Below are 22,645 nucleotides of genomic sequence, written 5' to 3' on the forward strand. Positions count from 1 at the left end.
ATATTCGGGACCAGATTGCTCAACAACCTACCCAGTAGTTGAATGAATTAAAAAATAATTGAGAATGTAGAATCAGGTCTATTCGAATTTTGAATAGGCCTGATTCAATTGAAAAAAAAATAAATGAAAACTAAATTACTTATTTTTTTCGTTATTGTTAATATCGGTTGCACAGAAAGAAAAACGGCTTCTAACAACGTACTTGATTATATTTCTGATACAAGCACCATATCCATTGACATTAACACTGAACCATATACACGGACATTACAGTACTTTCAAGGAGATCTTTATTGGTGGAATTCAAATAGGGGAAGTATTTCAATTTTTGATCTTTCAAAGAAAACGCTAAAGAAAACAATAAAATTAGAAGAGGAAGGACCAAATGGTTTGGGTATGCCCCTTGGTTTCTATGTGTCCAATATTGATAGTATTTATATTCCCACAATGGCATATCAATTAGCATTGATAAATTCTGATGGAAAAATCCTTCATAAATATGAATATATTGATCATTCTAAACTAGGTGGAGTCTTTGTTTCAATGACAAGATTTTCAAACTCGATACAAGAAGATTCCCAAGGCACATATTATTTTTTGATGAGTGACCTAGAAAATATTCTTCCATCTGAATTAAATATAACAGCATTGAATGAATATCCTCCAATCTTAACATTCAATCAAAATAAAGAAATTTTTGAGTACCTAGAATTCAAGGCGCCAAAAAAACTTTTAGATTATAATGATGCCATTGATTTTGGTTTAACATCTACTTCGAGTTCACTTATTCTCCTTCATGACCAAAGCAACTCAGCTTTTATAATAGATTTTAATGGAAAAAACTATAAAGAATTTACTCTAAAATCCAATTTACTTCAAAATTTTTCAAATGAATACTGGATTTCGCCAAGAATGTCCAAATCACCAGATTCAAACATCGAACTAATGTATAAAACCTCAAAAAATCTAGGCTTAATCTTTGATCATTACAACAATCTACTTTTTCGTTTTGGATGGCCTGGAGAAGATATTTCAGATGACAAGGATAAAATGAAATTTGGCTATACACCTAGATATTTTACAATAAGCATTTATAATCCAGAGGATTTTTCTTTGATCAAGGAATTTGTTCTTCCCAAAAACACTTACCTTAGCCACCATTATTTCATTGATGAAAATGGATTAAATTTATTTCCTATGCACCCTGATAATCCTAATTTAAAAGAAGGAGAATTGATTTATCACACATTCAATTTTAACATTTTAAAATGATACATATTTCTTATATAGGCCTTTTCACTAAAACAAAGTTGCTTTAATGGGGTATCTGCCAATCTGCAAAAACCAGCAGGACCCTATGTAGGGATGATCTAATCACTAGCTTTCCCTTCAAGGCTTCGGAACCCTTGTAGCGTTATTTGTACCCAATCTCTGGCGATAAGTCAGGGATTTTTCTCTCCCCACTCCCGTACTAGGCTATTCCGATTTTTCGCCTATTTTTGATCATGCTTTCCAAAAAGACCAAGTACGCCCTCCACGCCCTCACCTACCTGGGCAAGCACAAAGCCGAAGGAACAGTCCTGATTCACAACATCGCCGAGGAGCACGGCATTTCCCATAAGTTTTTGGAAAACATCCTACTCGAGCTGCGAAAAGCCGGCTACCTCGGCAGCAAAAAAGGCAAGGGCGGAGGCTACTACCTCATCAAAGAACCCAAAGACATCCCCCTTTCCCGAGTGATTCGACTCCTCGATGGCCCTATCGCTTTGCTCCCCTGCGTAAGCCTCAACTACTACGAACCCTGCGCCGAATGCAAGAACGAGGCCCTCTGCGGGATCAATAAGGTCATGGCTCAGGTCCGGGATGAAACACTTAAAATACTGGAAAACAAAACTTTACAGGATATATTGGAAGGAGAATAAATTTTTTTCTTATAAACTCTATAATTTTTATAGGGTTTATATACTTTTGTTATTCTATACCGTATAGTCTGCTATGATTTTAGATTCATTTGCCAAAAAGCTCTTCTCCTCCAAACCAGGAAAGGACAGCAATGCTAAAAGCTTGCTGAAGTCGATTTCCTGGAGAATCGTCGGTACCATCGATACGATTGTGATTTCTTACATCGTCACTGGGCAATTGGTGATGGCAGTGTCTATCGGCTCGGTAGAAGTAGTGTCCAAAATCCTGCTTTATTACCTCCATGAGCGGGTTTGGGAAAATGCAACCAAAGAAAAATCCAATGAACCAGCCACAGAACTTGTCCGATCTTGAAGCAAGACTCCAAAGCCTCAGCGCTAGCGAAGGATTGGCTTTGATTGCAGAGCTCTTTCCTGGAAAGGTGGTGTTTTCGACCTCCTTGGGCCAAGAAGATCAGGTCATTACGCAGCTGATTGCTACGCATAACATGCCCATTCAGATCTTCTCCCTGGATACGGGAAGACTGTTCCCCGAAACCCTGGAGCTATTGTCTAGAACGGAAAGTAAGTTCAAAACAAGGATCAAAGTCTATTTTCCTGAGACGGCTTCGGTTGAAAAATTGGTCGCTGACATCGGCATCAATGGATTCTATGAGTCAATTGAAAACCGGAAATCCTGCTGCTTTGTCCGAAAAGTAGAGCCTTTGAAGCGAGCTCTGGCAGGGAATACCGTTTGGGTAACTGGACTGCGAGCCGAGCAAAGTGCCAACCGGAGCGAGATGAAGCGGATCGAGTGGGACGAAGCCAATCAGATCATCAAATACAATCCCTTGTTGGACTGGACCTTTGATCAGACGATCGCCTACATCGAGGAGCATCGGATTCCATATAATCCACTCCACGATCAGGGCTATATCAGCATCGGCTGTGCCCCCTGCACCCGGGCTATTCTTCCAGGAGAAGACGCGAGAGCCGGAAGATGGTGGTGGGAGGATTCGAAAAAGGAGTGTGGGTTGCACAGCAAGTGACCGATGCGGGATGTCGGATGTCCGATGAGACTTTAGCGTTCGATATTCAGTTTTCGACATTCATTATTTAAAAATTGGAAAATTGAAAGAACTTGTCCGTCATGGCGGATTGGAAAATTGATTTAGCAACCTCTTAAAATCTGTAAAGTAACTAGTAGAAAACAAGGTTTAGATGCTTCTAACCAGCTCGCAAATCGTACTTCGTAAATCGTAAATTCTATGTCAAACCTATTCATACCTAACCCCAAAGAAGCAGAATCGATCCACATTCTAAGGGAAGTAGCGGCGCAGTTTGAGCGTCCGGTTCTGCTTTTTTCTGGGGGAAAAGACTCGATTACCTTGGTGAGATTGGCTCAAAAGGCCTTTTTTCCTGCCAAAATTCCTTTCCCATTACTTCATGTGGACACCGGACATAATTTCCCGGAGACCATCGAGTTTAGGGATTGGTTGGTGAATGAATTGGGCTTGGAACTGATCGTCAGAAAGGTGCAAGACTCCATTGACCAAGGAAAGGTCCGTGAAGAGCGCGGTCGCTATGCCAGCCGAAATACCCTTCAAACCACAACGCTTCTGGATGCAATCGAAGAGTTTAAGTTTGACGCTTGCATCGGTGGGGCTAGACGGGATGAAGAAAAAGCCCGGGCCAAAGAGCGGGTGTTTTCCGTTCGGGATGACTTCGGGCAATGGGATGAGAAAAACCAACGCCCCGAGCTATTCGACATGCTTAATGGAAAGATTCACGTGGGCCAAAATGTCCGCGTATTTCCGATTTCCAACTGGACGGAGCTGGATGTATGGGAATATATCCGCACCGAAAATATTGCTATTCCAAGTATCTACTTTGCACACAAGCGGGAGGTGTTTTTCCGCGATGGTTTGATCTGGACTGCGAATGAACATGTCTTCCGCGAAGCTCATGAAGAAGTAGTGGAGCGTATGGTCAGATTCCGAACTGTCGGTGACATGACCTGTACTGCAGCAGTACTTTCCGAAGCGACTTCATTAGATGATGTAGTCTCCGAAATCCGGGAATCTACCACTTCCGAGCGTGGTGCCAGAATTGACGATAAGCGATCGGAGGCAGCGATGGAGACGAGGAAGAAGGTGGGGTATTTTTAGGAGAAGCAAGAAGCTAGACATGATTTGAAAAGATAGCTGCGCAGATAAAAGAGATATAGCCAAAGCTGAGATATGTGGGGAAATTATCTTAAAGTATCTCCTGAATATCTCGCGAAGCCTATCTTAAAAAAAATAGCTGCGCAGATAAACAGAGATACCGCTTGAAATGAAATAGAAGGACAATATATATTAAGTATTTTCTCAATATCTCGCGAAGCATATCTTAAAACTCACCAATAATCTAAAGTAGAATTTATCAAAAATGGACATACAAGGCAGAAAACTCATCAAAATAGCTACCGCAGGCTCTGTGGATGATGGCAAGAGCACCCTCATTGGGCGTTTGCTTTACGATACGCATTCCCTGACCACGGACAAAATCGAGGCTATTGAGCGTAGCTCAAAGCAGCGAGGCTACGATTACCTGGACTTTTCCCTAGCTACTGACGGGCTAGTTGCTGAGCGCGAGCAGGGGATCACCATCGATGTAGCTCATATTTATTTCAATACAAACAAAACCAACTTCATCGTAGCGGATACTCCCGGACATGTGGAGTACACGCGAAACATGGTGACTGGAGCTTCCACCTCTCAGGTAGCCATTATCCTCATTGATGCCAGAAAGGGAGTTATTGAACAGACATACCGCCACTTTTTCATCAGCAACCTGCTCCGCATGTCGCATGTAGTAGTTGCAATCAACAAAATGGACTTGGTGGATTACAGTGAAGATGTATTTCTGAAAATCAAGGCAGATTTTGATGTCTTAGTCGCTAAAAGTGACTTTACCGAGGAGCAGATCACCTTCATCCCGGTCTCAGCACTAAAGGGTGAAAACGTCACTCGCAAATCTGATCACATGCCTTGGTATGTAGGTAACACGTTATTGGATCATTTAGAAGTCTTAGAGCCACAAGACTTGCAGGAAAGTGCTGTAGCTCGATTTCCGGTTCAATATGTAGTCCGGCCCAAAACAGAAGCTTACCATGATTTTCGAGGGTTTTCGGGGAAACTTTACGGAAACACCTTGAAAGTAGGAGATAGAGTGACTGTCCTTCCCTCTTGTAATATTTCCACCATCAAGGGCATCCATTTCTTCGATCAGGAATTGGAAAGTGCTGCTGTTGGTTCCTCTGTCGTGGTCACACTCGAGGACGAGGTCGACTGCAGCCGGGGAGATATGATGGTCAAGGTTGGGGAAGAGCCTGCCAGCGAAAAATCGATCTCAGCCACCTTGTGCCAAGTAAATTCCAAAAATCTCCGAGTGGGACAAAAGTACATCCTGCAGCACGGAGTCAATCGGGTTTTGGCCAAAGTAGAGCAAATCGAATCAAAGATTCATGCGGACTTTTCCGGCACGGAAGAATGTGACCACTTAAAACTAAATGATATCGGTAAAGTCCGATTGAAACTGAGCAAACCGGTCCACTATGACTCCTATCATACCAATAAATCCAACGGGGCTTTTATCCTGATTGATGAGGGTAGTTTTGATACGGTATCTGTGGGATTCATAGAGTAAGATGAGCATAGACACAAGACGCTAGACCACAAAAGGGACAGGTTTTGAGTCTCCTGACTTGAACTAAAATAAACTATTAACTAGCCCAAGCCTCTTGACTTGGACCTTCGCTATGAGGAATAGGTCGAAACCGAAGAATCAAGACCTATGGATCGTAGCTTTTTCTAAATACCTATAACCTACAAACCCGATAGGGTTCAAAAAAAAGAATACGTTATGCAAAGCTTTCGAACCGAACTGGAAAATCCCTTAGTAGAACGGGACATCATTGACCTGGAGCGGAAAATCGCGCTTTTCCGTGAAGGAAAAATTGATGAAGAAAAATTCCGAAGTCTTCGCCTCGCTCGGGGAGTTTACGGACAGCGGCAACAGGGCGTGCAAATGGTGCGAATCAAGCTCCCCTATGGCCGGGCTACAGCTGCGCAATTACGGCGAATTTGCAAGGTTTCGGAGGAATATTCCATCGGTCGTCTTCACATCACTACCCGTCAGGACATTCAGATTCACTTCGTGAGCTTGGATCGAACACCGCAGCTTTGGGCAGAGTTGGAAAAGGACGACGTAACGCTTCGCGAAGCTTGCGGTAACACTGTTCGAAATGTCACAGCTTCAGAAACTGCCGGAATCGATCCGAAAGAACCTTTTGATGTGACACCTTATGCCGATGCGACCTTCCGTTATTTTTTGAGAAATCCGGTTTGCCAGGAAATGGGGAGAAAGTTTAAGATGGCCTTTTCTTCCACTGACGAAGACACAGGCCTGGCCTACATGCATGATTTGGGCTTTATCCCCAAAGTCAAAGATGTCGATGGTAATCAGCTTCGAGGCTTCAAAGTCCTTTTAGGAGGTGGTTTAGGATCTCAACCTCGACATGCGGATTTGATTACCGAGTTTTTGGAGACCGATCAGTTGATCCCATTCATCGAAGCAGTCTTGCGGATTTTTGATCGGCATGGTGAGCGAGCTCGAAGAAATAAGGCTCGGATGAAGTTTTTGATCAAAGAGATCGGTTTGGAGGCCTTTTTGGATTTGGTAGAAAAAGAGAAAAAAGCACTTCCATTCCAAAGCTTTCCCCTTCATTTTGAAAACTATGAGCAGGAAAGAACCCTTCCCAATCCACCGACTGTGGAAGTCAATCCCGCCGACTTGGGATTGGATTTCGAACTATGGAAGCTGACCAATGTGCTGCCGCAAAAGCAGGCTGGGTACGTTTCCATTGGGGTTCGCGTGCCTTTGGGCGATTTTTATCTGGATCAAGCCAGACCTTTGGCGGATTTGGTAGAAAATTACGCTGCGGGAGAAGTCAGATTTACCCTACGTCAAAATATACTCATTCGAGATGTGCGGGAAGACTTGATTCCCTTCTTTTATCAGGAATTGAAAAAAATCAACCTTGCCCAACGAGGCTACAATTCCCTAGGAGACATCACGGCCTGCCCGGGTACAGACACCTGCAATTTGGGCATTGCCAGCTCGACGGGGATTGCCAAGGAATTGGAAAAAGTCATCGAGCGGGAATATCCACAGTATCTGAAAAACCAAGACTTGGTCATCAAGATCTCTGGCTGTATGAATGCTTGCGGGCAGCACAATATGGCGCATATTGGTTTTCAGGGTATGTCCATGAAAGCGGGTAAAACCGTCATTCCCGCCCTTCAAGTACTCTTGGGTGGAGGAAATCTAGGCGATGGCAACGGCCGCTTTGCCGACAAAGTGACCAAGGTTCCCAGTCGTCGTGGACCTCAGGCGCTGCGGGTATTGCTTGATGATTTTGAGAAAAATGCGGGAGGCAAAGACTTTCTCAGCTATTACGATCAGCAAGGGCAGATGTATTTCTATGATTTGCTGAAGGATCTCAGCGATGCCTCCACGGTTAGGGAGTCGGATTCAGTGGATTGGGGACATCAGGAGGCGTATGAAGTAGCTGTGGGAGTTGGGGAATGTGCCGGTGTAGTGATAGACTTGGTGGCGACCTTGCTTTTGGAGGCCCTGGAAAAGCTCGATTTGGGTCAGGAGGCTTTGGAACAAGGACGCTGGTCTGACAGCATTTACCATCACTATGCAGGGCTGATCAATGCAGCCAAAGCGCTTTTGCTCAGCGAAGACATCAGTACGAATAGCTATGCGAATATTATCAACTTATTTGATGAAAAGTTTGTAGAGAGTGGCAAAATTCAGCTGGATGGCACTTTTGCAGACAAAGTCTATCAGATCAATCAGAACGAACCCAATGAAGTGTTTGCCAAGGCTTATGCCAGGCAGGCGATGGAAATCTACGGGCTCCTAAAGACTTATCGGGAGGAGGAGGTACAGGAATGATCCAAGCAATCTGTCCAAAAGTAACTCTGGTAGGAGCAGGTCCAGGAGACCCTGAATTGATGACGCTAAAGGGCATTTTGGCCTTAAACACGGCAGATGTAGTCCTGTATGATGCCTTGATTGATCCTGTTTTGCTGAAGCATGCCCCTGCCACCGCTATGAAGATTTTCGTAGGAAAACGAGTGGGTAAGCACAGCACCCCACAGGAAGACACGAATCAACTCTGCGTGGAACTCGCCCGAAAGCACGGGCACGTAGTCCGATTGAAAGGAGGAGATCCATTTGTCTTTGGTCGGGGTGGAGAAGAAGTCGAGTACATCCAGGCCTTTGGTATTCCCACGGCCGTGATTCCCGGAATCACCTCCGCGATTGCAGTTCCTGCAAATGCGGGCATCCCCGTGACCAAAAGAGGTATCTCCGAAAGCTTCTGGGTGGTCACTGGTACGACTACCGCGGGCGAACTTTCCCGAGACCTGTCACTTGCGGCTCAGTCGACAGCTACGGTAGTGATCTTGATGGGAACCAAAAAATTGAGTGAAATCGCGGATACTTACCGAAAAGCAGGAAAACCACACCTTCCGGTGGCCATTATTCAGAGTGGAACTACCCGAGAGGAAAAGATTACTGCCGGCTTTATTCATGATATCGAACAAAAAGCCATGGAGAATCAAGTCGAGGCTCCTGCGGTGATCATTGTGGGAGAAGTGGTTCGTGAAAGTTTGCGATTGGCGGAAGTGTATCGTGAGGCTATTTCAACGATCAGTTTGTGTTCTGAGTGATCAAATTAAAGATATGCTACGCGAGATATGGAGAAGATACTTAAAGATAGGTTGTCTATCTCAGCGCTAGAGGTATCTCAGTTTATCTGCGCGGCTATCTTTTTTTAAGATATGCTGGAAAAAAGATAGAGAAGATACTTAAAGATAGGTTGTCTATCTCAGCGCTAGCGGTATCTCTTTTTATCTGAGCAGTTATCTTTTAAACCCTTATTTACGAAGCCTTGCTTCTTGTCTCTAATTTCTTGACTCTTAAAAAATGAACCATCTCTACCCCATATTCCTCAAAGTCCATGAGCTCAATGTCCTATTGATCGGAGGAGGCTTTGTGGCAACTGAAAAGCTGGAATTTTTGCTAAAATCAAGCCCAGAAGCACAAGTGACAGTTGTCTCCAAGTATTTCCGCCCTGAATTTTTGGAACTGGCTGAAGGAAAAGAGACAGTCACCCTCATCGAGGATGCCTATCACGAAAAATACTTAGGAGGAAAACATATCGTGATCGCTGCTACTGACGACAAGGTTGTAAATCGACAGATTCGAAATGAGGCAAAAGAGCGCTTTTTGTTGGTGAATGTAGCCGATACGCCTGGGCTCTGCGACTTTTACCTCGGAGGCATTGTGACGAAGGGAAACCTGAAAATTGCCATTTCCACCAATGGCAAATCTCCTACGACTGCCAAGCGGCTTCGCCAATTATTGGAAGAAGTACTTCCAGAGGAAATTGATGACTTGTTGGAAAACCTGAATGCTTACCGGGCGACGCTCAAAGGGGATTTTGAATACAAAGTCAAGGCGATGAATGAGGTGACGGAAGGGTTGGTGAAAAAAGAGATCTTAGACACGAGACATTAGGCACGAGATTTTGGTATCAAATAGCTGGAATCAAGATCCTAGCAGCCCTGTGGTTGAAGTTTTTTCAAGTATTTTCCTGCTCACTTCACATGATTTGATAGAAAATGACACCTAAAGTCCTGAATGGATGAATTCAATCCTAGTTTGATCCAATTATTCATTTTTTGAGTTTTTTAAAAATGAATCGACTCCGGTCATCTCCCAATGCCCCAAGGCAATCGGAATGCTTCCAATCCCGTTTAGCTGATCGAAGAAGTCCCGAAGCCGGAATTCCTCTCCCTTTTCTTCCTTAATCCGGGCGAAATCAGCCAAAGCATTTTCTAAAAGGTATTTTCCGGTAATGTAGCTCGAACCATAGCCAGGCTGCCGCATGTAGAGATGCTGCTCAAAAAGCAAAAGCTCTTTCTCCGTTTTCATCCAGCCTCTAGGCGTATAATTGGAATGAATCCCGCCCGCTTCCACCATGGTCATCTCATTGGCTTGGGCATACAGTGAGCCCAAGCCCCTAGCCGCTCGCTGAGCTATCATGATATATACAATCTCCCGTGATCGGGGTGAATCTGCATACAATCCTGCATCCATAAACATCTCTTCCACAGCTGTGGCAGTTCCCTCATTTCTGCTGTCAAAAATATTGTACAATAGCGGCCCTCTTCGAATGTGACTTTTGTGAGGTTCATTGTCCATAATGGCCAACTCAAACCAATGGTAGAAATGGGAATAAAGTGGAAGCGGATCGATATGCATTCCGATGTAAAAGAAGTTCCGCTTTTCTTTTGGCACAAAGCTCCCTCGATGCGCGCGTAAAGCTGGCTCAAAGTAGTCCTTCACGGTCAAAATCTCTTCTTTCTCCAGGAAGTCCATCATCTTCTGAATGGACTTCTCGGTCAGCTGCTCAAATTCCTCAGGCGAATCTGCAGCCTCCAAAGGAGGAAGATTTCGGTTTTGGTGCTCTTCCAGTTTGAGCGAATTCCAAGCCCTTGCCAATTCCCTTTTCAAGATCATCACCTCATCCTCCCAAGTCAGAGGAACCCAATGGACATTTTGCAAATACCAGGTATAATTCTCCTTTCCTATCCCAGACGGTCCGTCTTTTTTGGGAGCCTCTTCCTCCAGCCATTTGACCAAGTCCTCGGTAGACCCCATGGCATCTTGGATAGCCTGTACCAATTCCGGGTTATCTTTTACTCCAGGGAATTCCAAAATCTCCTTTAAGTCCTGGACTTGCTGACTGATTGTGGGAATTCCGGCAGCCCAAAGCTCCTTTGCATTTCCGGTCAAGTTCTCTTTGGCTTGGGTATTCAGGGAGGATACCGCCCTTATTTTTTCCAAAAACTCTTCCCCTTTTGCTGCTTCCAAAGGAAAAGAATACTGCCAAACTTCCACTACACCATGATGGGTCGGACCTTCATGAGCGGGCACATCGCTTCGCTCCATCCAGATTGATTTATAAAAAGCAGGATCTCTTTCCCAAGGCTTCAGAATTCGGTAATTGAAATCAAAACCATTCATTTCAGCACGCACGATTCTCCAGTCCACCTGTTCGGAAATACTCCAGCCGGAGGTGTCCATTCTAAGGAGTTTAGTCTGTAAGGTTTGAAAGTCAGGCATCCGTTTTTCAAAAGTCGCTTTTCGATAGTCAGGAGCTCCTTCCAGAAGAGGTGGCTTTTCAAATTCCCTCCAGGCTAAAAAAAGTGCCTCTAAGTCTGCATAGCTTGCCGAAGATTTGATTTCTACTCCAGCTGTCTCGGTTTTATTTTCACAATTGAGGAACAGGAGCGAAAACAAGAAAATCGAAATAGAAAGGGATAAACGCATAAGGTCAGTTGAAGTTGGGAAGAGGAAAGATAAGCTCTCCGCTTTCAGGATGCAACCCGAAAAAATCACACGGCAAATCGAACTATCCTTTTTCCCATAAAATTCCGCAAGCTTCCCTATCTGGTTTTTTATTTCCTTCAGTTCCCGTATTTTTGGGCGTTCTTAAAAAAAGCAGCTAAAAATTAATTTTATGGCCTATTTATTTACCTCAGAGTCAGTGTCTGAGGGTCATCCTGACAAAATCGCTGACCAGATTTCCGACGCACTGATTGATAATTTTTTGGCCTTCGACCCCAATTCCAAAGTAGCCTGCGAAACGCTTGTAACCACCGGTCAGGTATTCTTGGCTGGAGAAGTGAAATCAGACATCTATTTGGATGTACAAAAGATAGCCCGGGATGTGATCAACCGAATAGGCTATACCAAGAGTGAATACATGTTTGAAGGAAACTCCTGCGGAGTACTTTCAGCAATCCATGAGCAAAGTGCCGATATCAATCAGGGAGTAGAGCGGACCCACCCCGAAGAGCAGGGCGCCGGAGATCAGGGAATGATGTTTGGCTATGCGACCATTGAAACCGAAAACTACATGCCTTTGGCTTTGGACCTCTCACACATGATCCTTAGGGAGCTTGCCGAGTTGAGAAGGGAAAACAAGGACATCACCTATCTGAGACCCGACTCCAAGTCTCAGGTCACTATCGAATACAGCGATGACAATGTGCCTCAGCGAATCGACGCGATCGTGGTCTCCACCCAGCACGACGACTTCGATACCGAGGAGGCCATGCTGGCCAAAATCAAAGCGGATATCATCAACATTCTGATTCCAAGAGTAAAAGCCAAACTGAAGCCGGAAATACAAAAACTGTTTACCTCTGAAATCAAATATCATATCAACCCAACAGGAAAGTTTGTCATTGGCGGTCCTCATGGGGATACCGGCCTGACCGGAAGAAAAATCATCGTAGACACCTACGGAGGTAAAGGAGCTCATGGAGGAGGTGCTTTCTCCGGCAAAGACCCATCAAAAGTAGACCGCTCAGCAGCTTATGCGACCCGCCACATTGCCAAAAACATGGTGGCAGCCGGAGTAGCTGACGAGATTCTGGTCCAGGTGTCCTACGCCATCGGAGTAGCTGCGCCTATGGGCATCTATATCAATACTTACGGCACAGCCAAAGTAAACTTGACCGATGGAGAAATAGCCAAAAAAGTAGAGGCGATCTTCGATATGCGTCCTTACGCTATCGAACAGCGTCTCAAACTCAGAAACCCAATCTATGAAGAGACAGCTGCTTATGGACATATGGGCAGGAAAAACGAAGTAGTAACAAAAACCTTCCTGTCTCCCTATCGGGATGAAATCACCTTGGATGTAGAGCTGTTCACTTGGGAAAAGCTCGACTATGTAGACAAGATTAGGACAGTATTTGGAATTTAAATCGTTTGAAAACCTGGTTTTAAACCAGGTTTTTTTTTATTTACCATTCTATAAATCAGATAAAAACTCTTCAAAGCCAAATAGATTTTTATCCCACAATAATGGCTACCCACTATCCATTGAGATAAAACCCTCTAAATTTCTTCAATTTCGGGCTTTTTGATGTATATTAGTAAATCACCTTTTAATGTATAAGTAGCTTTATCTGCTGCTTTTCTGTTTTTCACCTACTTTCTTATGGCAAAAACCATCATCGTCTCCAACAGACTTCCCATTTCCCTTCGTCATCGCAATGGCAAATTTGAGTTCAAGCCTTCAGCCGGAGGCCTGGCCACAGGCTTGGGTTCCATCTACAAATCCGGAGAAAACATCTGGATAGGCTGGCCGGGAAATACCATTGAGGATCCCGAGCAGCGCGCCGAAATCATTCTCGAACTCCATGAACTTAAAATGGCACCCGTCTTTCTTTCCAAGGAAGACGTCACCAAGTTTTACGAAGGCTTCAGCAACGAAACACTCTGGCCTGCCTTTCACTACTTCACCCAATACATCGAGTACAACCCAGACCATTGGGAATCCTATCGGGAAGTCAATCGCAAGTTTTGTGATGCCATTCTGAAAAAAGCAGATCCGGATGACACCATTTGGGTGCATGATTACCAGCTGCTTTTACTCCCACAGATGCTTCGAGAAGCGCTTCCCAATGCCACCATTGCCTTTTTTCAGCATATTCCCTTTCCATCCTACGAGATCATGCGCATGATCCCCTGGCGACAACAACTGCTGGAGGGAGTCTGCGGGGCAGATTTGATCGGCTTCCATACCTACGACGACATGCGCCACTTTCTTAGTGCAGTGGGAAGAATCACCGGACTTTCCAGCGAAAGCGGATACATTCAGGCTGAAAACCGGATCATCAATGTGGATTCTTTTCCCATGGGAATCGACTATGGGAAGTTTGTCAAGCAGGCAAAAAGCAAAAAGACCCAAAACATCGTCAAAAACTTCCGGAATCAAGTCGGCGATCAGAAGCTCATTTTGACTATTGACCGGCTGGATTATTCCAAAGGAATTCCCCAGCGCATTCATGCATTTCATGATTTGCTCAAGGACCATAAGGAACTCCATGGCAAAGTATCCATGATCATGATCGTGGTCCCCAGCCGGGACAAGGTCAAATCCTACAAAGAGCTGCGGGAGGAAATCGACCTCTTGGTCGGTAGAATCAATGCGGAATATTCCACGCTCAATTGGGTTCCGGTGCATTATTTCTACAGAAGTTTTCCTTTTGAGGAATTGAGTGCCTTCTACAGCATGTCGGATATTGCTTTGGTCACCCCCCTTCGGGATGGAATGAATCTGGTATGCAAGGAGTATGTGGCCAGCCGGGGAGATCAGGGAGGAGTCTTGATCCTATCTGAGATGGCCGGCGCCTCCAAGGAGCTCCGGGATGCCTTCTTAGTCAATCCCAATGACCGGGAAGGGGTAAAAACAGCTATCCACCAAGGTCTTACTTTGGATGAATCAGAGCAAAAAACGCGGATGGCTTCCATGCAGGAAGTCTTGCAACGCTACGATATTTTCCAATGGGTAAAAGTATTCATGGATCGGCTCGAGCACGTAAAATCCAAACAAAATGAACTAACTTCCAAAGAGGTAGACAGCAAAGTAGAAAAAGAAATCACCGAGCAGTTTCAAAGTGCCAAAAACCCGGTTTTATTCTTGGACTACGATGGTACGCTGACGGGCTTTGTGGGAAATCCACAAGATGCAAAGCCGGACACAGAGCTCCGAAATCTGGTCAAAAAACTCAGCCAAAAGGCTCAGGTGGTCATCATTTCAGGCAGAGATAAAGATACCTTGGGCAAATGGTTTGACAGTCAAAACGTAGATCTCATCGCCGAGCATGGAGTCTGGGTGAGGAGAAAAGAAGATCCTGCTCAGTGGGAATTGTACGCCGAAGTGGATGACTTCTGGAAAGAGGATATCCGAAAAGTAATGGACTACTACGTGCAGCGGACCCCGGGGGCATTTATCGAAGAAAAGCACCACTCTCTCGTTTGGCACTATCGAAAAGTGGAAAGTGGACTCGGGGATTTGAGGATGAGGGAGCTTTTTTCCCACTTGAAATACATGGCACGCGGACACAACCTCCAAGTGTTGGAAGGCAACATGGTCCTGGAAATCAAGCGCCCGGACATCAACAAAGGGAGAGCAGCCAGTGCCCTAATGAAAGGAGAAACCTACGACTTCATCCTCGCTATAGGAGATGATTGGACGGATGAGGACACGTTCAAAGCCATGCCGAAAAATGCCTTTACCATCCGAGTGGGCTATGCCTATACCCAAGCCAATTACAACATCAAGTCCTTCCGGGAAGTAAGGAGTCTTTTGACCAAACTGACTCAGTGAGATAAGGCAGGAAAAGGCCTAAAAAGACCTTTTCTTGCCTTGAAAACCTATTGGAAGCATTAAAGAAAATTCGGACGATCCAATTTTTTCCCAATCCTGAAAGCGGCATTCATTAGCCCTACATGAGAATAAGCTTGAGGAAAATTCCCCCACTGACTCCCTGTGGCCTGATCCACATCCTCTGAAAATAAATTGAGATGATTGCAATATTTGCTTAGCGTCTCAAACCCTTCAATGGCTTCATCCAATCTATTCACACAAGCCAAAGCTTCTATATACCAAAATGCACAAATCAGGAAAGTAGTCTCCGGCACTCCGAAGTCATCCATGTGCTTGTATCGGTAGAACAGGTAATCTTTAGCCAGAAGATCCTCTTCCAAAGCTTTCAGATGGTCGTTGGCGCGCTCAAGGTCCCTGCCAAAATATCCCATGGTGATCAATTGGAGCGTGGAAGCATCCATATGCCGTGAACCGATCGCTTGAGCGTAGGCTTTGCGGTCAGGCAGATAGCAGGCCTCGATTTTTTTCACAGCCTCATCTCTCAGCTGAATGGCCTTATCGTACATGCGCTGGTTTTTCAATCGGGTGCCGATTTTGGCTGCTGCACAGGCCCCTGCCCAATGAAACAAGAACGTGTAACAGTGCTCTTGGGCAAGATTTCTGAATTCCCACAGCCCGGCATCTTTCTCATGCATAGTCTTCTCGATCTTATCCAGAAGGTTCATGATCATCGGTTCCGAATAGCTCTTTTCTTTGGCAGTAAACCGCTGATCGGAATACAAAGGCAAGAGGGAAACCAAAACCTGACCATAGAGGTCATTTTGGATATGGGTATAGGCCTGATTGCCAAATCTCACCGGCTGATTGCCCAAGTAGCCCTGAAGATCTGAAATCTCCTCGGTCAGCAGGCTATCGCCGGTGATCGAATACAAAGGCTGATACCGTCCATCAGACCCGGTTGGAAGATTCTGGATGTATTCAAAATATTTCTCCAACTCCTCAAAGTGTCCTACGCTATTGAAGGAGGTCAGCGTATAGTAGCTATCTCTTATCCAGCAGTAGCGGTAATCCCAATTTCGGGTCGATCCCGGAGATTCAGGAAGAGAGGTGGTAGAAGCCGCTATAATTGCTCCCGTATCCTCGTATTGATGAATTTTCAGAATTAAGGCAGATCTCAATACCAGTCTTTGGTGAAAAGTGGAAATACTGGTGGACTTGACCCAAGACTGCCAGTACTCGGTCGTAGCCTGGAGAAACCGCTCACTGGTGGATTCCACCGGCGCTTCAAGAGGTCTCCCATAAGTAAACACCAAGTACACAGGACGCTGCAAGACAAAGGCTTTTCCCTCGCAGATATAGCTCAAAGGTGCATTCGTAGTCAGGCGGATTTCCTGTTCCTGGCCCATATAGCGGATATGATTGCTGCCCATACTTGGGGTGAGTTCCTTGGTCCCTCTTTCCCAAACAGGCTGGCAGGTGATTTTCACTTTGGGAGCACCTTCGATAGGCTCGAGCTTCCGGATGAGCATCAGAGGCTTAAAGTATCTGTCAAAATTCTTGAATCGGGGAGCGAAATCAGTCACCCGGTAGCTTCCTTTTTTGCTTTTGATGGTGGTCTCGAGAATATTGGTGTTTTCCAGATAGCTCTGAGTGGATTCAAAGTCCTCCTCTGGCAAAATGGTGAATTCCCCACCCCGGTCTTTATCCAGCATACTGCCAAACACAAAATCTGAATCAAAACGGGGAAAGCAAAGCCAGGAAACATTCGTGTCCTTTTGAATATGGGCGATGTAGGAACAGTTTCCGATTAGCCCAGAGTCATAAATATGCGAGTTCATCAATCAATGATTAAGGTGAGAAAATAAAAAAAGGCTACTGGGTAAGGGGCAATAAATAAAATTAAAGCCCTGAATCCAAAAGAAACAGGGCTTTTTAGATCTAAACTACCTTTTGGAACCGGGAAATCTTTTAAAAACCCCCGTCCCCAATCGAGGACATAAATCCTTCAAATACTCAATAAGGGAATGAAACTACTTTTCCAGCATCAGCCAACCTCTTGGGTCAACGACCACCGGGGTGCTGCTTTTGACTTCCGTGCCTTTTTTCCCCACACTCACTCGCTGAATGCCCTCTGAAGTCTCTACCTCCACCGGCATTTCAAAATCAATGCCTTGCAAAGAAACCACATAGCCGTCTTTTCCCTTTTTGGACACTTTTACTTTGGGAAGGGAAGTGGTGTAAAGATACAGGTCGAAAAATCCGCTTAGGTCTTGACCGGTAAAGCTTTGAATGAAATCGGTGAAATCGCGGGTATTGACTTGATTTTGATAAGTAAATCGGTCGTCCATGACAAAGGCCTTAATGGCTGGGAAAAATAACTCATCTCCCAATACTCCTCTGAGGGAATGGATGACCATGGCGCCTTTGGTATAAATCTCTGGATGATAGGCCTGTTCTTCTGTCGAATTGGGAGGACTGACCACGGGCTTGGCATGGGGAATATTCCGGGATTCAGATTTGACTTTGGCAAAGTAAGCCTCAGGTCCTCCATGCTCCCAGTAAAACAACCAATCTCCATAGGCAGTCAGGCCTTCATGAATCCACATATCGGCCCAGTCTCCTACGGACACCTTATTTCCAAACCACTCATGGCCGAGCTCATGATGGAGCAGCCAATCGTAATTGACCTCTCCCATCGCCACAAACTGAAAATTATTGCCATAAGCATTGATCGTCTGATGCTCCATGCCCAGATAGGGCGTTTCGACTACGGCTATTTTATCCTTGGGGAATGGAAAAGGCCCAAAGTACTTTTCCTGCGTTTCTGTGCTGATTTTCAAAACCTCCAAAAGCTCTTCTGCCTTGGCCCGGTTTTCCTGCAGGACCCAGACATGCATGGGAATCCTATTTCCGGAAATGGACTCAAACTCCATTTTTGCCTCCTGAAATACTCCCAGCGTAAAATTGATATTGTAATTATTGATCGGATAGGCAGTAGACCAGTGATAGGAAACATGGGCGCCTTTTTCCTCGGTCTGAATCAAGCGCCCGTTGGACGCTACGAAATAGGGCTTGGGTGCAGTGAAGATCAAATCTACCCCTTCGCTGGGTTCGCTGGAAGGATGGTCTAGGGCAGGCATGAAGATCTTCGCTCCCTCTCCCTGACTGGACAGGCCCATCCAATGATTGTCCAACTGATCCTTTTCCCAGGTAAATCCACCTGTCCAAGGCGGATTTTGGGCGATGGGTGTTTTCCCTCCATAAAAAACCTGTACTTGGTCGCAAGTACAATCCACCGGAAGAATATCCAAAACATCATTTTGGTGAAAAAACACAACTTCCTTTCCATCCATCAAGACCCGACTTACCTCATATTCATCGATGAGCTGAAACCTCAGCGTATCCAATTTTTCATCAGAAGAAAAAGTAATCGTATTCGATCCAAGGATGGACTGAGTCTCAGGAATCAACTCCAGTTCCAATCGATAATGTCTGATCTTCATCTTGGCCTGAATCGGGTCTAAAGGCCCACCCCAATCCCAGTTTTGGGCGAAGGAAAACGGAAGAGATGCAAAAAACAATAGGATGGAAAGGTACTTTTTCATGTGTTCCTCATTTGGTTTTTTAATTGTCATATAGCCTGTTCAGATTAGCATCGGGAGAATCTCGCCTGATTTTTAATCATTCCCAGGAATGTCGGTTCCGACTTCCCTGTCAGCTCCTGGCAGGTTCGATTTCATGGCTTCTGTTGGGAAAAGCCTTAAGATAGTCTGAAAAGCATTTCTTTCAAGTGAACGCCGAAATTCTCCGAGAATTTTTCCGATTCTTTATTGAAACCGAATTTCTCATAGAGGTGAACGGCGGGGTCCAGACCTGAAGTGGTGTAGAGGTAAGCAGAGGAGTATCCTTTTTGCTTATAAAAGTCCATCCAACTTTGCATCAACTGATTTCCCAATCCAATTCCTCGAAAGGTCTTTTCCAGCACAAAATACCGGAGTTGGGCTTGATTATCCGGTCTATGCATCAGGCAGAGAAACCCAACCATCTTCCCTTCTGCATCCACGACCCAAACCCCGTCTTTTTCTGGATCATATTGTCCATAAAACTCCACCAAACTTTCCAAAACATAGGCTTCAAAGCCCAGCCCGAATCCCTGCTCTTCAAAATAGATTTTGGCATGAAGCCAAGCCACCTGACTGAGGTCGCCGGGCTGCAGGTGGGTTCTGATAGAATACGTCGGCTTGTTGGTCATTTCCGTTCAATAAAAAAACCGCCTGAATTGCTCAGACGGTTTGTGTTTAGTCTTCGGCATAATTAAAGGAGTCCACTTGCTCCTTCACCCAGTCGTGGTATTTGCTCTTTCGGTAGGTGACCCATTCATCCTTGTATTTTGATCCATCGATCAGAAACTTAAACCCTGTGGCAGCTTTGGGTTTGCTCAAGGCATCTACCAGATCCTCTGCCAGATTTCTTTCTTTGACTTTGCGATCGATAAAGTCTTGCATCATCTGATGCTCCTGTGCAGGCTCCATTTTGGTAAATTCCGCAAAATTGTCCGGGTTTTCTTCGATCTCATCCAGGATATCTTCCTCATCTTCTGTCAGATCGTAATTGAAATAATCCTCGTCGTCAGGCATTTGATGGACCTTTTTTCTATCGATCTGATAGAAGCAGACCATTCCTTTGAGAAGTTGGGAGGCTATGTAGTCGACCTCCTGATTAGAAAGGGAAAGCATGTATGGTTTTCAATGGTTGTTGAAAAATAATGAAAGTCGAAATTTCATCAAATTGTTTGACTCATTACAATCAGCGGGCCAAAAAAGATCATCCCTCTTTTTTAATGATTTTTTGAAGCAAAGGGATATTCAGTTCGTGTCCGCCGTCAAAGGTAAGCTCGCGCACTTCTTTTTCCAAAAGCCCGAAAAAAGCCCTTTGGGAAGCTATGCTCTCCGAGGTGATCAATTCATCCTTTTCCCCAAAGACCATCAGGATTTCGGTAGTTCGAAATTGATCTTTGGCTTTTTCCAAAATCAAATCATGGGCAAATCCTCCTGCCCAAATAATCATCTGCTTTACCCGGTGGTCCCATCTTGCTGCCCATCGGGTGGCAGTGGCCGCTCCCTGAGAAAACCCCAACAGATGGATGGACGGATTTTGAGGGTATTTTTGAAGAATCTCTTTCATCAACAAGTCCAAAAACCGATGGTTGTTGGCTATAGCTGTTTCCCTTTCATACCGGGTCATCCAATTGGCTCCTACCCTTCCCTGAAAATCTTTCAAATACCCATAATTGGTCCCCTCAGGAGCCAAAATCAGGCGGTCTTCACCGGAAAACGGCAGAAACTTTCGGATAAAAAACTCCGACAGCTGCCCATATCCATGAAAAACAAGCCAGATTTCCTGTTCTTTTCCTGTTGGTTGATGAGAAATGGAATAAAAAGCTTCGTGAGGAAAAATCAACTTTTTCTTTTCCATCTTACTGATTGAGGTCGTCAAATTTGAGGGGCAATAGATGGGATATTCCGGGGATTCGAAGGACATTACCATCCGACTTCAGGATCAAGAGCGTAATCGGCTTCCCAAAGCGATTTTCCACTTCGTTGATCGTCTGTCGGCAAATGCCACAGGGAGAAACACCCGCCCATTCCTCTTCTCCTCTTCGCTGGGCGACCACCGCAAGCATGACAGGAGCAGATTCGGGAAAATTTGCTCCGGCATACCCCAAAACCAAGCGCTCTGCGCATACTCCTGCGGGAAAACTGACGTTTTCTTGATTGGAAGACTGAAGGATTTGTCCATTTTCCAGAAGAACCGCAGAACCCACATGAAAGCCTGAATAGGGAGCATAGGCCCGCTTGGAAACTGATTTTGCACTTTCCAGAAGTTCTCTCTCAGTAGAGTTTAATTCCTCCGGTAGCAGTTCCTCCAGTTCTGAACTCAAGGTGATTTTTTTCACAAGTACACTTTTGATTGAGGGAAATCCTAACGATCAAGGTAAGGAAATGTTCAATAAATCTGAGCTGATCCCCTTTTCGGTCAGAAAAATTATGCGAATTTTCAGGAGAAATCCAGAATTGATGAAGACGATATTGATCCTCGGGGCCGGAAAGTCCTCGACTTACCTGATTGATTACCTCGCTGGCACTTGTAGCTCGGAAAGGCAACTGATCCTGGCTGACCTTGACCTTAGCAATGCTCAGACTAAAATCCAGAATAAACCATTCACCAGCGCAGTAGCTATCAATACTTCTGAGGAAAGTGAAAGAAAGTCACTGATTGCCCAAGCTGATGTGGTGATATCCATGCTGCCGGCTTTTATGCATCCCACCATTGCCAGAGACTGCCTGGAGCTAGGGAAGCATTTTTTCACAGCCTCCTACGAAAGCGAGGAATTGAGAAAAATGAAGCCGGAGATCGACAAGAAAGGTCTCCTTTTTCTCAACGAATGTGGCTTAGATCCAGGCATCGACCATATGTCCGCGATGAAAATAATTCAGGAGGCAAAAAACCGGGGTGAGAAAATCCTCTCCTTCAAGTCCTATTGCGGCGGACTTTTAGCTCCAGAATCAGAAGACAATCCCTGGAAATACAAATTCACCTGGAACCCCAGAAATGTGGTTTTGGCAGGTCAAGGTACTTCCCGCTACATCGAGAAGGGAGACTATAAATATGTCCCCTACCACCGTCTTTTCGGACGGCACGAGACATTAAGTTTTCCTGGTTTAGGAAACTTTGATGGGTATCCCAACAGGGATTCGCTTAGTTATCGAACAATATACGACTTGGAAAACATCCCTACTCTGCTCAGAGGTACCTTGAGGAGAGAGGGGTTTTGCAAAGCTTGGGATGTCTTCGTCCAACTCGGGATGACTGAGGACAGCTACCAGATGGAACTTCCGGAGAATTGTACATTTCGGCAATATCTTAATGCCTTTCTTCCTTGGCATGAGACCCTTACTGTGGAAGAGAAACTGGCCGATTTGATTCCGGATTTGGATTTTCCCACCTTCGAAAAGCTCCAATGGCTGGGTCTATTCGATGATCGAGCCTTACCACTTGCGGAAGGAAGCCCTGCCAAAATTCTTCAAGCAATTCTGGAAAAAGAATGGGCATTGAGACCGGAGGACAAAGACATGATTGTCATGCAGCATCTTTTTGAAATCCAAACCGAGCAGGGGATAAAAAAAGTCACCTCAAGCCTGGTAAGTTTTGGTGAGGATTCCAACCATACTGCCATGGCCAAAACGGTGGGATTGCCATTGGCCATCGCTGTGGATCTTTTTCTAAATGGAGAAATCAGGGAATCAGGACTCCACATTCCTGTGCTTGCAGAGCTCTATGAGCCCATTCTTTCAGAATTGGAAAACTTTGGAATTCGATTTGAAGAGAAGACAGAATTGATCCCTTCTTAGTCCCCAAATTTTGACACCAAAGG

The 22,645-nt window shown here is 45.1% G+C and carries 19 protein-coding genes; 12 read left to right on the forward strand and 7 right to left on the reverse strand.

All coding sequences use genetic code 11. The annotated features are described in order from the left end of the window. Positions 1 to 123 precede the first annotated feature (123 nt). The 9 genes from AAA943_RS07155 (at position 124) to AAA943_RS07195 (ending at position 9,536) form a co-directional block, all read left to right on the forward strand. On the forward strand, positions 124 to 1,272 hold the full coding sequence (locus AAA943_RS07155) for a DUF4221 family protein (protein WP_338223549.1): 1,149 nt from the start codon (positions 124 to 126) through the stop codon (positions 1,270 to 1,272). Positions 1,273 to 1,505: 233 nt separating this feature from the next. After that, positions 1,506 to 1,922, forward strand: a complete 417-nt coding sequence (locus tag AAA943_RS07160) for an RrF2 family transcriptional regulator (RefSeq protein ID WP_338223550.1) — start codon at positions 1,506 to 1,508, stop codon at positions 1,920 to 1,922. A gap of 73 nt (positions 1,923 to 1,995) precedes the next feature. Beyond that, complete coding sequence (locus AAA943_RS07165; RefSeq protein WP_338223551.1) at positions 1,996 to 2,274, forward strand: DUF2061 domain-containing protein; 279 nt, start codon at positions 1,996 to 1,998, stop codon at positions 2,272 to 2,274. Further along, the gene (locus tag AAA943_RS07170) at positions 2,243 to 2,947 is read left to right on the forward strand and encodes a phosphoadenylyl-sulfate reductase (protein WP_338223552.1); all 705 of its coding nucleotides are present in this window, start codon (positions 2,243 to 2,245) and stop codon (positions 2,945 to 2,947) included. Before AAA943_RS07165 ends, AAA943_RS07170 begins: the two co-directional genes overlap by 32 nt. Before the next feature lie 219 nt (positions 2,948 to 3,166). After that, positions 3,167 to 4,066 carry a sulfate adenylyltransferase subunit CysD gene (gene cysD, locus AAA943_RS07175; protein ID WP_338223553.1) on the forward strand — a complete coding sequence of 300 codons (900 nt, stop codon included), beginning with the start codon at positions 3,167 to 3,169 and terminating at the stop codon, positions 4,064 to 4,066. Positions 4,067 to 4,328: 262 nt separating this feature from the next. Beyond that, complete coding sequence (locus AAA943_RS07180) at positions 4,329 to 5,588, forward strand: sulfate adenylyltransferase subunit 1 (protein WP_338223554.1); 1,260 nt, start codon at positions 4,329 to 4,331, stop codon at positions 5,586 to 5,588. A 216-nt stretch (positions 5,589 to 5,804) separates the two neighbouring features. Further along, positions 5,805 to 7,907, forward strand: coding sequence for a nitrite reductase (locus tag AAA943_RS07185; RefSeq protein WP_338223555.1), 2,103 nt, complete (start codon positions 5,805 to 5,807; stop codon positions 7,905 to 7,907). Beyond that, positions 7,904 to 8,686: a uroporphyrinogen-III C-methyltransferase gene (cobA, locus tag AAA943_RS07190; RefSeq protein WP_338223556.1), complete on the forward strand. Its 783-nt coding sequence runs from the start codon at positions 7,904 to 7,906 to the stop codon at positions 8,684 to 8,686. Before AAA943_RS07185 ends, cobA begins: the two co-directional genes overlap by 4 nt. Before the next feature lie 256 nt (positions 8,687 to 8,942). Then, complete coding sequence (locus AAA943_RS07195; RefSeq protein ID WP_338223557.1) at positions 8,943 to 9,536, forward strand: precorrin-2 dehydrogenase/sirohydrochlorin ferrochelatase family protein; 594 nt, start codon at positions 8,943 to 8,945, stop codon at positions 9,534 to 9,536. A gap of 153 nt (positions 9,537 to 9,689) precedes the next feature. Here the strand turns inward: AAA943_RS07195 and AAA943_RS07200 are convergent, their stop codons facing one another. Next, positions 9,690 to 11,354, reverse strand: a complete 1,665-nt coding sequence (locus tag AAA943_RS07200; protein ID WP_338223558.1) for a hypothetical protein — start codon at positions 11,352 to 11,354, stop codon at positions 9,690 to 9,692. Between the two features lie 190 nt (positions 11,355 to 11,544). On the opposite strand from AAA943_RS07200, the gene metK reads away from it, so the two are divergent. Together metK and AAA943_RS07210 are read left to right on the forward strand one after the other, a co-directional pair. Then, complete coding sequence (metK, locus tag AAA943_RS07205) at positions 11,545 to 12,798, forward strand: methionine adenosyltransferase (RefSeq protein WP_338223559.1); 1,254 nt, start codon at positions 11,545 to 11,547, stop codon at positions 12,796 to 12,798. Positions 12,799 to 13,035: 237 nt separating this feature from the next. Next, positions 13,036 to 15,210 (forward strand): bifunctional alpha,alpha-trehalose-phosphate synthase (UDP-forming)/trehalose-phosphatase, encoded by a 2,175-nt coding sequence (locus AAA943_RS07210; protein ID WP_338223560.1) that lies wholly within the window; start codon positions 13,036 to 13,038, stop codon positions 15,208 to 15,210. A gap of 59 nt (positions 15,211 to 15,269) precedes the next feature. Here AAA943_RS07210 and AAA943_RS07215 read toward each other — a convergent pair whose 3' ends face one another. From AAA943_RS07215 to AAA943_RS07240, 6 genes are all read right to left on the reverse strand, one after another. Continuing rightward, positions 15,270 to 17,048: a glycoside hydrolase family 15 protein gene (locus AAA943_RS07215; RefSeq protein WP_338223561.1), complete on the reverse strand. Its 1,779-nt coding sequence runs from the start codon at positions 17,046 to 17,048 to the stop codon at positions 15,270 to 15,272. Positions 17,049 to 17,240: 192 nt separating this feature from the next. Continuing rightward, on the reverse strand, positions 17,241 to 18,815 hold the full coding sequence (locus tag AAA943_RS07220; RefSeq protein ID WP_338223562.1) for a M1 family metallopeptidase: 1,575 nt from the start codon (positions 18,813 to 18,815) through the stop codon (positions 17,241 to 17,243). Between the two features lie 155 nt (positions 18,816 to 18,970). Beyond that, the gene (locus tag AAA943_RS07225) at positions 18,971 to 19,462 is read right to left on the reverse strand and encodes a GNAT family N-acetyltransferase (protein WP_338223563.1); all 492 of its coding nucleotides are present in this window, start codon (positions 19,460 to 19,462) and stop codon (positions 18,971 to 18,973) included. A 46-nt stretch (positions 19,463 to 19,508) separates the two neighbouring features. Continuing rightward, positions 19,509 to 19,946, reverse strand: coding sequence for a UPF0158 family protein (locus AAA943_RS07230; protein WP_338220730.1), 438 nt, complete (start codon positions 19,944 to 19,946; stop codon positions 19,509 to 19,511). Positions 19,947 to 20,034: 88 nt separating this feature from the next. Continuing rightward, positions 20,035 to 20,685: an alpha/beta hydrolase gene (locus tag AAA943_RS07235; RefSeq protein ID WP_338223564.1), complete on the reverse strand. Its 651-nt coding sequence runs from the start codon at positions 20,683 to 20,685 to the stop codon at positions 20,035 to 20,037. A 1-nt stretch (position 20,686) separates the two neighbouring features. Beyond that, entirely contained in the window at positions 20,687 to 21,166 is a 480-nt protein-coding gene (locus AAA943_RS07240; protein WP_338223565.1) for a cytidine deaminase, read from the reverse strand. 121 nt (positions 21,167 to 21,287) lie between these two features. Here AAA943_RS07240 and AAA943_RS07245 point away from each other — a divergent pair, with 121 nt between their 5' ends. After that, a complete protein-coding gene (locus AAA943_RS07245; protein ID WP_338223566.1) occupies positions 21,288 to 22,622 on the forward strand; it encodes a saccharopine dehydrogenase family protein in 1,335 nt (444 codons plus the stop codon). The last annotated feature ends 23 nt before the right edge of the window (positions 22,623 to 22,645 follow it).

The sequence above is a fragment of the Algoriphagus confluentis genome (assembly GCF_036245625.1).
GTDB lineage: Bacteria > Bacteroidota > Bacteroidia > Cytophagales > Cyclobacteriaceae > Algoriphagus > Algoriphagus confluentis.